At 64.7% G+C, this 13615-nt stretch carries 9 protein-coding genes and 2 pseudogenes; 6 read left to right on the top strand and 5 right to left on the bottom strand.

Going from position 1 to position 13615, the window contains the following annotated elements; translation table 11 throughout:
* Positions 1 to 41: 41 nt before the first annotated feature.
* From FB548_RS15670 to sucC, 5 genes are all read right to left on the bottom strand, one after another.
* Positions 42 to 929, bottom strand: a complete 888-nt coding sequence (locus tag FB548_RS15670) for a vitamin K epoxide reductase family protein (protein WP_221625980.1) — start codon at positions 927 to 929, stop codon at positions 42 to 44.
* A gap of 40 nt (positions 930 to 969) precedes the next feature.
* Complete coding sequence (locus tag FB548_RS15665) at positions 970 to 2607, bottom strand: NAD+ synthase (RefSeq protein WP_142125727.1); 1638 nt, start codon at positions 2605 to 2607, stop codon at positions 970 to 972.
* Entirely contained in the window at positions 2604 to 3002 is a 399-nt protein-coding gene (locus tag FB548_RS15660) for a DUF559 domain-containing protein (protein WP_142125726.1), read from the bottom strand. The genes FB548_RS15665 and FB548_RS15660 overlap by 4 nt, the downstream gene beginning before the upstream one ends.
* 295 nt (positions 3003 to 3297) lie before the next feature.
* On the bottom strand, positions 3298 to 4173 hold the full coding sequence (sucD, locus tag FB548_RS15655) for a succinate--CoA ligase subunit alpha (protein ID WP_142125725.1): 876 nt from the start codon (positions 4171 to 4173) through the stop codon (positions 3298 to 3300).
* A gap of 96 nt (positions 4174 to 4269) precedes the next feature.
* Entirely contained in the window at positions 4270 to 5439 is a 1170-nt protein-coding gene (gene sucC, locus FB548_RS15650; protein WP_142125724.1) for an ADP-forming succinate--CoA ligase subunit beta, read from the bottom strand.
* A 212-nt stretch (positions 5440 to 5651) separates the two neighbouring features.
* Here sucC and FB548_RS15645 point away from each other — a divergent pair, with 212 nt between their 5' ends.
* The 6 genes and pseudogenes from FB548_RS15645 (at position 5652) to FB548_RS15620 (ending at position 13610) form a co-directional block, all read left to right on the top strand.
* A complete protein-coding gene (locus FB548_RS15645; protein WP_142125723.1) occupies positions 5652 to 7274 on the top strand; it encodes an ATP-binding protein in 1623 nt (540 codons plus the stop codon).
* A 220-nt stretch (positions 7275 to 7494) separates the two neighbouring features.
* Positions 7495 to 8895: a sigma-54 dependent transcriptional regulator gene (locus FB548_RS15640; protein ID WP_142125722.1), complete on the top strand. Its 1401-nt coding sequence runs from the start codon at positions 7495 to 7497 to the stop codon at positions 8893 to 8895.
* A 587-nt stretch (positions 8896 to 9482) separates the two neighbouring features.
* Positions 9483 to 9575 (top strand): annotated as a pseudogene (locus tag FB548_RS18915) (prepilin-type N-terminal cleavage/methylation domain-containing protein); the annotation flags it as partial.
* Positions 9576 to 10043: 468 nt separating this feature from the next.
* Positions 10044 to 10157: pseudogene (locus FB548_RS18910) on the top strand (prepilin-type N-terminal cleavage/methylation domain-containing protein); the annotation flags it as partial.
* A 460-nt stretch (positions 10158 to 10617) separates the two neighbouring features.
* On the top strand, positions 10618 to 12486 hold the full coding sequence (locus FB548_RS15625; protein ID WP_142125719.1) for a hypothetical protein: 1869 nt from the start codon (positions 10618 to 10620) through the stop codon (positions 12484 to 12486).
* 89 nt (positions 12487 to 12575) lie between these two features.
* Positions 12576 to 13610, top strand: a complete 1035-nt coding sequence (locus tag FB548_RS15620; protein WP_142125718.1) for a DUF354 domain-containing protein — start codon at positions 12576 to 12578, stop codon at positions 13608 to 13610.
* Positions 13611 to 13615 lie beyond the last annotated feature (5 nt).

Genomic DNA, 13615 nt, shown 5'->3' with positions numbered 1-13615 from the left:
GCGCGCTGCATGCGGCATCCTGCGCCGCGTGCAGCGACGACTCACTCGTCGTTCGCCGCACCCTCCCAGTCGAAGCGGGTCAGCACCGCCAACTGCTGCGGCTCGATCACCCCGTTGTGCTCGATGCCATCGATCACCCAGGTGGGGAACACGGTCACGCCTGCGGCCGCGCAGGCAGAGGTCATGGGTGAGTTGCGTCCGCCGGGCGAGCATTCCACGTACGGCAGCCGCTCCGCCGCATGACCGAAGTGGCGCTTCTGCCGGCTGCACTCCACGCACCATGACGCGCCGTAGAACTTCGCACCGTAGTCGGACAGGTGCTGCGCCAGCGCTGCCGCACGGCGACTTTCCGGCCGCTGGTGCAACAGTCCACTCTGGTGCACATGCAGGACGGCCACGACCAGTAGCACCGGCAGCGCCTGCACAGCCCACCAGCGGCTCCATGGCTGGCCGGGAGCGGACGCGGGGCGCCGCAGCTGCAACCAGCCGAACATCACCACCAGCACCGCGAGCGAGGCCAGGCAGCCCACGCAGAACGCGTCGAGCACCAGCGCCCCCACGGCGGTCAGGTAGAGGCTGATCGCCAGCCCCAACAGCACCAGTCGCCATTGCCGTTGCCAGCGCAGCAGCAGCGACGCCTTGCGCGACCGCGACACCAGCGCGACCACCGCATACAGGCCGAACCCCCACAACGCCATCGGCAAGCCCAGCAGCGTGGACCAGCCGCTGCGCTGGATCGCATCGCAGCCGCCTGCGCTGGTGCAGAACGCCGATGTCGAACCGCTGCCCGCCGTCCACGCCAGGTAGCCGGTGATCAGCAGGCCCAGCGCCGCCAGCGCCAGCATCACGCGATCCGGCGGCGTCGCCGCGCGCGGCGCGGTGGACGCCGGACGCTCATGGTGCGCCGTGCGCTTCTTCTTTCGGGTCATGCGGATCTCCGGATGGATCGTGCGCGGCGCTGGGGCGGACTCACAACGGGTACTTGTTGGTGATCGGGTAGCGGCGTTCGCGACCGAAGGCCCGGCGCGACACCTTGGGACCGGGCGCCGCCTGGTGGCGCTTCCACTCGTTGATGCGCACCAGCCGCAGCATGCGGTCCACGGTGGTGGCGTCGAAGCCGGCGGCGACGATCTCGTCGCGCGACTGCTCCAGGTCCACGTAGCGGAACAGGATGGCGTCCAGCACGTCATAGGGCGGCAGCGAGTCCTGGTCCTTCTGGTTCTCGCGCAACTCCGCGGACGGCGGACGATCGATGACGGCCGGCGGGATCACCGGCGCGCCGCCCACGGTGTTGCGCCAGCGCGCCAGCGCGAACACCTCCGTCTTGTACAAATCCTTGATCGGCGCGTAGCCGCCGCACATGTCGCCGTAGATGGTGGCGTAGCCCACCGCGTATTCGCTCTTGTTGCCGGTGGTCAGCAACAGGCCGCCGAACTTGTTGCTCAGCGCCATCAGGATCACGCCGCGGCTGCGCGATTGCAGGTTCTCCTCGGTGGTATCGGCAGGCGTGTCGCCGAATACCGGACCCAGCGCTTCGAGGAAGCCCTTGAACGGCGCTTCGATCGAGATCGCTTCCAGCTTCACGCCCATCGCCGCGCACTGCTCGGCGGCCAGGTCGTTGGACAAGCCGGCGGTGTAGCGCGACGGCAGCCGCACCGCGGTGACGTTCTCCGCACCCATCGCATCCACGGCCAGCGCCAGCACCAGCGCCGAATCGATGCCGCCAGACAGGCCCAGCCAAAGCTTCGAGAATCCGTTCTTGCCGCAGTAGTCGCGGATGCCGCGCACGATGGCACGCCAAGCCAACGCATCCCGGCTCTCGTCGCCATCGTCCATCCACACGACCGGCGTGAACTTGCGCGTGGTGACGTCGAAATCCACCACCAGCCACTGGTCGGTGAACGCGGCCGCTGCGGGATGCACGGTGCCGTCGCCATCCGCGACGACGGATGCGCCGTCGAACACCACCGCATCCTGTCCGCCCACCACGTTGAGGTAAGCCAGCGCCATACCGGTCTCGCGCGTGCGCTCGGCGATCAAGGCATCGCGCTGGGCATGCTTGTCGCGGTCGAACGGCGAGGCATTCGGCACCAGCGTCAACACCGCGCCTGCCTTGCCCGTCTCGGCCAACGGCTCGGGGAACCAGAGGTCCTCGCAGATCACCAGCCCCACCTGCGTGCCTTTGACCTCGAAGACACAGCTGCCACCGTCGGGATCGACATCGAAGTAGCGGCGCTCGTCGAATACCGCGTAGTTGGGCAACTCGCGCTTTCGGTACGTCGTCTCGACCCCGCCATCGCGCAGCACGCTGGCCGCGTTGTAGACCACGCTGCCCGCACTCTGCGGCCAGCCGACCACGGCGACGATGCCGTGTGTGGTGGCGGCGATCTCCGTCAGCGCCGTCTCGCAGTCTGCCAGGAAGCGCGGCCGCAGCAGCAGGTCCTCCGGCGGATAGCCGCTGATCGCGAGTTCGGGAAACAACACCACGTCGGCGCCGTATTCGTCGCGTGCCTCGGCGATCATGCGCTGGATGCTCGCCGTGTTCTGCACGACGCCGCCGACCGGGAAGTCGAACTGGGCCATGGCGATGCGGAGGGTCTGGGTCATGTCGGCCTTCTGAAACTGCCCCTTCCCCCGCGCGCGGGGGAAGGCTGGGATGGGGGCGAGTGTCCGAGCCAACGGAGTATCAGTGCCCGGACACCTTCAAGGTTCACCAAGACCTCATTATTCCAGAAGCGCAGGGTGCGGAACCCTTCACCATGCAGGAATGCGTCGCGCGCACTGTCCGACGCTGCGTCCATGTGCTGGCCGCCATCGACTTCGATGATCACTCCAGCCTCAAGGCAGGCGAAATCCGCGATGTAGGGACCGACCGGATGCTGGCGCCGGAAACGGAAGCCGTCCAGCTGGCGATCCTTGAGGACATTCCAGAGCCTCCGCTCCGCAAGCGTCATGTCCCGGCGTAACTCGCGCGCCCGGTCGCGTTTCTGTCCTTGTCGCATGGGCACATCCTGTGCAATGGCTACGGCGGCATTTTGCCCCCATCCCAGCCTTCCCCCGCAAGCGGGGGAAGGGGCCAACCGCGCGCGGATCTGGATCTGGATCGGGGACTGGGAGACTCTGCCGGCCCCGGATAAGGCCCCCTCCTCTGCTTGCGGGGGAGGGTTGGGGTGGGGCAACGAAGCCCATGTCCCCACACTTGCCCGGAAGAACCCTGACGTCGCCCCCTTTACCCGCCACCCAGAAAGCAGAAAGCCGCCCGAAGGCGGCTTTCTGCTTGACGCGCGACAGAGAGGCTTACTTCACCAGCTTCGCGATCGCCGCGCCCAGGTCGCCCGGCGAACGAACGGTGACCACGCCCGCGGCTTCCATCGCCGCGAACTTGCCTTCCGCCGTGCCCTTGCCGCCCGACGCAATCGCACCGGCGTGGCCCATGCGCTTGCCGGCCGGAGCCGAGGCGCCGGCGATGAAGCCGACCACCGGCTTCTTCACGTACTTGGCGATGTACTCGGCACCGGCTTCCTCGGCGTCACCGCCGATCTCGCCAACCATGATGATGCCTTCGGTCTGCGGGTCTTCGTTGAACAGCTTCAGGCAGTCGACGAAGTTCAGGCCGTTGATCGGGTCGCCGCCGATGCCGATGCAGGTCGACTGGCCCAGGCCCACTTCGGTGGTCTGCTTGACCGCTTCATAGGTCAGCGTACCGGAGCGCGACACGATGCCGATCTTGCCCGGCTTGTGGATGTGGCCCGGCATGATGCCGATCTTGCACTCGCCCGGGGTGATCACGCCGGGGCAGTTCGGCCCGATCAGCACGGTATCCGGGTGCGAGCCCTTCAGCACGTTGTCCACGCGCAGCATGTCCAGCACCGGGATGCCCTCGGTGATGCAGACGATGACCTTGATGCCGGCTGCGGCCGCTTCAAGGATGGCGTCGGCCGCGAACGGCGGCGGCACGTAGATGACGGACGCGTCGGCGCCCGTGCTCTTGACCGCATCGGCAACGGTGTCGAACACCGGCAGGTCGATGTGGGTGGTGCCGCCCTTGCCCGGGGTGACGCCGCCGACGACCTGGGTGCCGTACTCGATCATCTGGGTGGCGTGGAAGGTGCCCTGCTGGCCGGTGAAGCCCTGCACGATCACCTTCGTGTTCTTGTTGATCAGAACGCTCATGGAATCTGTCTTCCTGTAGGGCGGGCCCTGGCCCGCCGTCTTGATGTCTGGATCGGTCGATGGCGGGCCTGGGCCCGCACTACGACACGCGGGGGATCAGGCGGCGGCTTTGACAGCAGCGACGACCTTCTTGGCACCGTCGTTGATGTTGTCGGCCGGGATGATGGCCATGCCGCTGTCGCGCAGCAGCTGCTTGCCTTCTTCCACGTTGGTGCCTTCCAGGCGCACGACCACCGGCACCTTGACGCCCACTTCCTTCACCGCGGCGATGATGCCCTCGGCGATCATGTCGCAGCGGACGATGCCGCCGAAGATGTTGACGAAGATGCCTTCGACCTTGTCGGAGGACAGGATCAGCTTGAACGCCTCGATCACGCGCTGCTTGTTGGCGCCGCCGCCCACGTCCAGGAAGTTCGCCGGCTCGCCGCCGTTGAGCTTGATGACGTCCATGGTCGCCATCGCCAGGCCGGCGCCGTTGACCATGCAACCGATGTTGCCGTCCATGGTCACGTAGTTGATGTCCATCTCCGAGGCCAGCACTTCGGTCTCGTCTTCCTGGCTCTTGTCGCGCATGGCGACCAGGTCCTTGTGGCGGAAGGCGGCGTTGTCGTCGCTGTTGAACTTGCCGTCCAGCGCGTACAGATTGCCGTCGTCCAGGATCGCCAGCGGGTTGATCTCTACCAGCGCCAGGTCCTTCTCGTTGAAGATGCGGTACAGGTTGACCATGATGTTGGCGAACTGGCCGGCCTGCTTGGCGGTCAGGCCCATCTTGAAGCCGAACTCGCGGCCCTGGTACGGCTGCACACCTTCGACGAAGTCGACGTTGAGGCTGTGGATCTTGTCCGGGGTCTCGGCCGCGACCTGTTCGATCTCCACGCCGCCCTCGGACGAGGCGATGTAGGTGATGGTGCGGGTGCCACGGTCGACCAGCACCGACAGGTACAGCTCCTTGACGATCTCGCCGGCGGTGGTCACCAGCACCAGGTTGACCGGCAGCTCGACGCCGGCAGTCTGGTAGGTGGCCATCTTGGTGCCCAGCATCTTGCCGGCGGCCGCCTTCACGTCATCGACGGTCTTGCAGAACTTGACGCCGCCGGCCTTGCCGCGACCGCCCGCGTGGATCTGGGCCTTGACCATCCAGGGGCCGTTGCCGAGGGACTGCGCGGCTGCGACCGCTTCGTCCGCCGTGGCGGCGACTTTGCCGGCCGGGACCGGGATGCCGTACTCGGCCAGCAGCTGCTTGGCCTGATATTCGTGGAAATTCATGCGTCACCGTGGGTAGGGAACAGAAGACATCGCCCACGGCCGGGGCCACAGGGGCGGCGGCGCGGGCGAGCCCCCTATTGTCGCCGACCGGACCGGATGGCGCAAAACCCGGCAGCTAAGCCTTTGGTGGAACAGGCGGAAACAGGGTTCCAACGCGCAGCCGGGGGCCAGCCTGCCTATACTGGCCGCCTCGTCACGGGGAAGTACGAGTCTTGCGTCAGGCCCAGTCGCTCCTGTCCCGCATCGAATCAGTACCGCGCCGCGAGCTGTATTCCTTCGCGCTTTACCGCGTGCTGGAAGCCGGCATCCTGGCCGCACTGATGTTCAGCCCGCTGGGCGATCTGCTCGGCCAGCCCCGCCATGGAGACCTCGGCATGCTGGTGGCCATCGGCTACCTGGTGCTGGCGCTGGTGCTGTTCTTCGTCGGTCGCAGCGTGCAGTGGCTGGTGTGGATCGTGTTCATAAGCGTCTGCCTGGACGTGCTTGTCGCCGCGCTGATCACCCACGCCCTGCCCGGCGCCACCGCCGGTGTGGCGATGATGCTGCTGTTCAACGTGTCCGCAGCGGCCCTGCTGCTGCCGTCCACCCGGATGGCGCTTGTGGTGGCGCTGATCGCCATTGCCGCGCTGTTCGGCGAGTATTTCTTCACCTTCTTCCACGACCAGAACAGCAGCCGCTCGCTGGCCGAAGTCATCATGTTCGCGGTCAGTTACCTGGCCCTGGCCTACCTCGCCCACCAGGCCGGGCAGAAGGCGCGTGCCAGCCAGGCGCTGGCGGACAAGCGCGGCGAGGAAGTCGCCAACCTGTTCGAAGTCAACGAACTGATCATCCGCCGCATGCGCACCGGCGTGCTGGTGGTGGACGCCGACAACCACATCAAGCTGTCCAACGAGGCCGCCAGCCTGCTGCTGGGCGACGGTGGCGATGGCAAGGGCGTCGACGGCAAGGGGGTGTCGCTGCAACACGCGGCGCCCGAACTTGCCCGCCGCCTGCAGCGCTGGCGCAATGGCTGGCAGACCGACGAGACCCCGATGCAGTTCTCGCCGGACCAGCCGGAAGTGCAACCCCGCTTCGCCCGCCTGCTGGCCGACAGCGACACCTCGCTGATCTTCCTCGACGACGCCACGGTGGTTTCGCGCCGGGCCGAATCCCTGACCCTGGCCGCGTTGGGCCGCTTTTCGGCCAGCCTGGCGCACGAGATCCGCAACCCGCTGGCCGCGATCAACTACGCCGTGCAGTTGCTGGAGGAATCCCAGCAGGTCAGCGATGGCGACCGCCGCCTGCTGCAGATCATCCATCAGCAGTGCCAGCGCACCAACGGCATCGTCGAGAGCGTACTGGGCCTCGCCCGCCGCGAGCGCGCCACGCCCGAACACATCGACCTCAACACGTTCGCCCGGCGTTTCGTGGACGAATACCAGCAGACGCTCTCCATCGAGACCGACACGCTGGAAACCATCATCGGCGCCAAGCCGGTGCCAGCGCTGGTCGATTCGCGCCACCTGCAGCAGGTGGTCACGGTGCTGGTGCAGAACGCGCTGAACTACGGGCGCCTGCCGGGCGAATCGGCGCGCGTCCGCCTGCGCGTGTTCAATGCCGAGGGGCGCCCGACCATCGACGTGATGGATCGCGGCCCCGGCATCCCCGAGGCCGTGGCCGCGCAACTGTTCCGGCCGTTCTTCACCACCTCCGAACACGGCACCGGCCTGGGCCTGTACATCGCCCGCGAGCTGTGCCGGGCCAACCAGGCCACGCTTGAATACGTCCCGGTGCCGGGCGGTGGCGCCTGTTTCCGCATCATCCTGCCCGGCCCGCACGCCCTGCTGCCCGCGTAGGCTCGACCGGCCACGCCGCCAGGAACCCTGCAGCACCCCTCATGCCCCAGCGGACTACATTGCCACGATGCATTCAGGGGCTCACGCAAGGACGCATCACACCCGGGCGTGCTGCTCCGGGAAGGCCCGCGCGCATGCCACGCCACGATCACGGGCCGTTGCCTACCATGATTCACATTCAGCCGGTACACTGCCTGCACAGGGGCAATAGGGGGGATGCATGAATCAAAGCCGTAGCGCCCTGATCGTCGACGACGAGCGCGACATCCGCGAACTGCTGACGCTGACGCTGGGCCGCATGGGCCTGCGCATCGATACCGCTGCCAATGTAGGTGAAGCCCGCGAGCTGCTGGCCCGCAACACCTACGACCTCTGTTTCACCGACATGCGCCTGCCCGATGGCAACGGCATCGACCTGGTCGGCGAGATCTCCCGCAACTATCCCAATACGCCGGTCGCCATGATCACGGCGTTCGGCAACATCGAGCTGGCGGTGGAAGCCCTGAAGGCCGGCGCCTTCGATTTCGTCAGCAAGCCCGTGGACCTCGCCGTCCTGCGTGGGCTGGTCAAGCACGCGCTGGAACTGAACAACACCGATCGCGCTCCGCCGCCCCCGCCCCCGCCCGAACAGGCCAGCCGCCTGCTGGGCACGTCGGCTGCGATGGATGCGTTGCGCGAGACGATCGGCAAGGTGGCGCGCAGCCAGGCGCCGGTCTACATCATGGGCGAGTCCGGCACCGGCAAGGAGCTGGTGGCCCGCACCATCCATGAGCAGGGTGCGCGCGCTGCCGGTCCGTTCATTCCGGTCAACTGCGGCGCGATTCCCGCCGAGCTGATGGAAAGCGAGTTCTTCGGCCACAAGAAGGGCAGCTTCACCGGCGCGCACGCCGACAAACAGGGCCTGTTCCAGGCTGCCAGTGGCGGCACGCTGTTCCTGGATGAAGTGGCCGAGCTGCCGCTGCCCATGCAGGTCAAGCTGTTGCGGGCCATCCAGGAGAAAGCGGTGCGCCCGGTGGGTGCGTCCGGCGAAGCGCAGGTGGACGTACGCATCCTGTCGGCTACCCACAAGGATCTTGGCGAACTGGCCGCCGACGGCCGCTTCCGCCATGACCTGTACTACCGCATCAACGTGATCGAACTGCGGGTGCCGCCGCTGCGCGAGCGCACGGGCGACCTGGCCCAGCTGACCAGCGCCGTCCTCGAACGCCTGGCGGCCCAACACGGCCGCATGGCGCCGTCGGTGTCGCCGGAGGCGATGGAAGCGCTGGGCCGCTACCCGTTCCCGGGCAATGTGCGCGAACTGGAGAACATCCTTGAGCGCGCGCTGGCCATGTCCGAGGGCCACAGCATCGAGATCGACGACCTCTATCTGCCGCAGGCGCCGGCCGGCAAGAAGTTCGGTGGCGATTTCAGCCCGGGGGAAGTGATCCGCGATGTCCCGGGCGCTGTGGACGTGGACCCCGCGGCCGGCGCCCTGCCCGAGTACATCGAGCAACTGGAACGCGCTGCGATCCAGAAGGCGCTGGAAGAGAACCGCTGGAACAAGACCAAGGCCGCTGCCCAGTTGGGCATCACCTTCCGGGCGCTGCGCTACAAGCTGAAGAAGCTGGGGATGGAGTAGGCCGGCGCGCCCCGCGCGCCATTGCCCACGCACCCGCAGATCGGCACGGGCTCGGCGCTCCTGGATGGGTCACTCGCGAAAGCATCGCGCCGAAGGGCGCTCCTGCACGACGTATGTCGTGCACCGGGGTGCTGTGGGATGCCGCGCCTGCATCCGCGATGCGCGGGACGCGGCCTGCGGAGACGCCTTATATATGTGCCTCCGCACAAACGTGCGCCGCATCCCACAGTGACCCGGGTGACCTTTCATGTCACTTTATGACGCAGACAGTCACATTGCCATGCAAGCGCCATTGGATTGACGCGCCCCCCCCCCGACAGGCCGATGTCGCAATCTGTGAACTGCTCCGGCATTGACCACGATTCCCGATACACAACGGCCGGGAATGATGCGATAGTCCCGCCCGACTTCGGCGTCAGGGTTTCCTTCCGGGGAAGTGTGGGGGAATCGCTGGGGGTATCAGAAGTTGGCACGCAACCTGCTCTACATCCCGTGCACGCGTCGTTTAAACGCGGCGCCCACGGTCCATGTAGGGACACGGGGCTTGTGTCCCTAACCATCAAGCCAATCCTGAAAGGGGAAACACCATGAAGAAGAACGCCCAGGGCTTCACCCTGATCGAACTGATGATCGTCGTCGCGATCATCGCCATCCTGGCCGCCATCGCGCTGCCGGCGTACAACAACTACCGCATCCGTTCGGCTGAGAATGCCTGCCTCGGCGAAGCTAAGGCGTACATGAACTCGTACATCGCGGCCTCGGTGTCCGACATGACCCTGCCGACGTGGACTGCGGCCGCGTGCGATGGTACGACCGAAGCTGATGCCCGTGCCGGCAACTACACGTCTGCTGCTCCGGGTGAGCGTGATCCGACCTGCGATACGCAGTCCGGTACGTGCTCGATCAACTAATCTGAGGAACGCGACGCCTTTCCGGGCCGTCGCTCCCTTCGGACGCTGGTGTGGAAGGCCCCTCGCGAGAGGGGCCTTCTTCGTTTTGATGACTTGATGGCCGCCGCGCTTTATCGAGCATACGAAGATAGGTGACGACAGTCACGGAATCGGTTTCCGGCGATTCCGGCCCCGCTTTTTTGGCCGATTACTTGCTTATGCAGCAGGCAAGGCAATCATTGCCTAGGGGATTTAGCCATGCGCAGTACCGCTCGCGGCTTCACGCTGATCGAATTGATGATCGTGGTGGCCATCATCGCAATTCTGGCTGCCATTGCATTGCCGGCCTACAACAATTACCGCATACGTTCTGCGGAGAGCGCCTGTCTGGCTGAGACAAAGAACTACGCCAGCTTCGCATTGACCGCGATGTATAACCAGATGACTCCAGCCCCCCCAGTCCTGGGAGCTTGCTCCGACATCGATACTGCTACGGACATGGACACCCCGATCACTGGAACCCCGCAGACGCCTGGCGACAGGACGACGACCTGCGAAATGGACAGTGGCACCTGCGAGCTCAACTAGCGGACTTACATGAAGGCGCTGCATCGCCGGCTTCCAAGCAAGGTCAGAGTCCCTGTGCCCCGCGTCCCCTAGCCGGAAACTAGGCGAACATGACGGCACGACCGCGAGACGAGAGCACTTGCTCTCCATATTGATATCCGAGATGCCCTCGCGGGGTAACCCCTGCCGCGGCAACGCCGCACGCCCCTGGGCGTCAGCGGCGTGCGATCATCGGCACTCCAACGCTACTACGCCAATCCCCTGCATGCGCACGCTCTCTGCCAATGGCCGGTTCCTGATCGCTAGCCTGCTTGTCGCACTGTTTGCGGCGCTACTGTTCACGCCCGGCTTGCCGGGCGAGTTCATTTTCGATGACATCCCGAACATCACGACAAACGAGGTTCTTCATCTAACTCAGCTGAATGCCGAGACCCTAACGAAGGTGTTGACTGGCCTGCAACTGTCCGGCACGACGCGCTCATTGCCGATGCTGACGTTCGCGATGGACTACTGGCGAGCGGATGGCCCGGCGCCCGGCGCGTTCAAGACCTCGAACATCCTGCTCCATGCGATCACTGCCGTTGTCTTGGCGTGGTTCTTCCGTAGCCTGTTGCTGACGGCAGGCGTCACTGCTGCGCGGGCTCGGTGGATGGCCCCTTTGCTCACGCTGATTTGGGCGGCACATCCCCTCCAGGTGTCGTCGGTCCTGTATGTGGTCCAGCGCCTCCAGACCATGGGCACCCTGTTTCTTGTGCTCGCACTGTGGGCATACCTTCAGGCGCGACACGCGCAAATCGAAGGCCGCTCCGGCCGGACAAACCTATTGCTTGCGCTGTTGCTATGGGTCGTCGCGATGGGCTGCAAGGAGGACTCCGCACTTTTTCCCCTATACACCTTGGCCATGGAGCTGACGGTGCTGCGCTTCGCATCAGCCGATCAGCGACAAGCCAGTTGGCTGCGCCGTGGCTACTTGCTCGCGGCGCTGATTGGCACGGCCGCCTACCTGTTTGTGATCGTCCCCCATTTCTGGGAGGGGAAGGCGTATCTAGGCCGCGACTATACTGCCGGCGAACGCGTGCTCACGCAGGGAAGGGTGCTGTGTCTCTACCTGTGGCAAATCTTGTTGCCCTTGCCAGGACACATGCCGTTCTACTACGACTGGATTCAACCTTCCCGCAACTTGCTACACCCTTGGACGACCGTGCCTGCCATCGCTACGGTGCTGGCCCTGATTGGCCTTGCATGGCGCTTGCGCGCGCGTTTGCCCCTCTTCTCGTTTGGCGTGTTCTTGTATTTCGGTGCCCATTTCATTACGAGCAACGTCATCGGGCTTGAACTCGCCTTTGAGCACCGCAACCACTTTGCTTTGATAGGAGCAGTACTCGCCCTGGGAAGCTTGCTAGCCCATGCCGCCGTTCGCCTGCGGCTAAAGCCTTCTCTACAAGTCATCGCTTGTGCGGCCGCCCTTGTTGCACTGTCAGGCGCCACCCTGTTCCGCGCGCACACGTGGGCCAGCAACCAGGGCATCGCTCGCCAAGCTACCGAGCAGGCGAGCGGCTCTGGACGCGCGTGGACTCAACTCTGCGCAAGCTACTTCAATGCGGGAGGTGGTGCAGTCAAAGGGAATCCGCGCCTGGACCAAGCTATCAGGACCTGCAGCGCGGGCTCGGCAGCAGCACCGGATTCGCTCAATAGCCAGACCCTGCTGATAGTGCTGAAGTCGCTTCAGGGAAGCATTACACCTCAAGACTGGGATAGCCTTCAGCGCCGGATGGAGACCGTTCCAATGACGCGCGACAACGCCAGGATCTTCATGATCCTGACGTTTCACGCGCGGAAAGGTGTGCAACTGGACAAGCAAGAACTCATCGAGACATTCTCCGGCCTGCTGAACCGCAGAGCACTAGGCGCATTCAATGCCGCTGCGACGGGCTACTTCATCATGGAGGATCTTGCTGAGCCTGAGCTTGCTCTTCCACACTTTGAAGCAGCGATCTACGCCAATCCGCCCAATGACCCCTTTCCTCTGCAACTTGCCGCCGAACTTAGGGCCAAGGGGAGACCGGATCTGGCCCGGAAGATCGAGCAGGTCGGCATCGCACGAAGCAGATTGCAGGAAAACGCCAACCACTAGTAATCGGCGCAAGCAAGATCGCTGCAACGGACGCAGCGCAGTTTTCCGCGCGTTGACGGTATCCAATCCCGCGAGACCAAGACAAGACCATGGCCCGAATTCTCGTTGACGTCTGTCACCCTGCGCACGCGCATTTTTTTCGTGTACCCATCCACCTGTGGACACAAGAAGGCCACCAAGTTTCAGTAACGTCGCGCAACAAAGACGTCGCTATCGAGATTCTGGATTCACTCGATATCCCCCACAAATCACTGGGCGAAGCGGCGCGCACACCGCTCGGACTAGCGAGCGAGCTGGTGCGGCGCAACCTGCTACTAACGCAGCACATCCGCAGGACCAAGGCAGACATCGCCGTCGCCTTGGGTGGCACATTCGCCGCGCAATCCGCGTTCATTTCGCGCATTCCAAGCGTCGTCTTCTACGACACCGAAATGGCAAGCATGCAGAATCGGATTACCTATCCACTGGCCACGCGCGTGGTGGTGCCGAACTGCTACAGCGGGTGGACGCCGAGGGGCAAGACTGTTCGTTACCCGGGTTATCACGAGCTGAGCTATCTCGACCCTCGCTGGTTCAAACCTGATCGCGCGACGGCACTGGAGGCTGGACTGGATGAGCATCGCCCTACCTACCTCGTCCGTCTTGTTTCGTGGACCGCCAATCACGACATCGGCGACCGTGGCCTAAGCCCTGCGCTAATGGAAGCCGCCATCGAGCGGCTTTCCGCACATGGCAAAGTCATCGTGTCATCCGAAGCCGAATTGCCACCCCACCTGAAGCGGTTCCTGTATCGCGGGCCAGCACTCCATATGCATCACCTGATGGCGTTCTGCACCGGGTACTTTGGAGAAAGCGCCACGATGGCGTCGGAATGCGCGGTACTCGGAGTGCCGGCCATTTACATGGCGAACAGTCGAAGAGGCTACACGGATGAGCAGGAGTCGAAGTACGGCCTGGTCAAGAACATCCACTCGCTCGACACCGAATCGCTACAGCACGGTCTCAACTGGCTGTTGGGCATGCGCACCGAGGCATACCGTGAAGCCAGAGACAGAATGCTAAGGGACTGCGAGAATGTCGCAGCATTCGTCGTCCAACAGGTTCTCAGCACCCTGAATCGCTGACTGCC

Source organism: Pseudoxanthomonas sp. 3HH-4, assembly GCF_006716465.1.
In the GTDB taxonomy this organism is placed as follows: domain Bacteria; phylum Pseudomonadota; class Gammaproteobacteria; order Xanthomonadales; family Xanthomonadaceae; genus Pseudoxanthomonas_A.
This window is presented reverse-complemented; position numbering and strand designations above follow the sequence as displayed.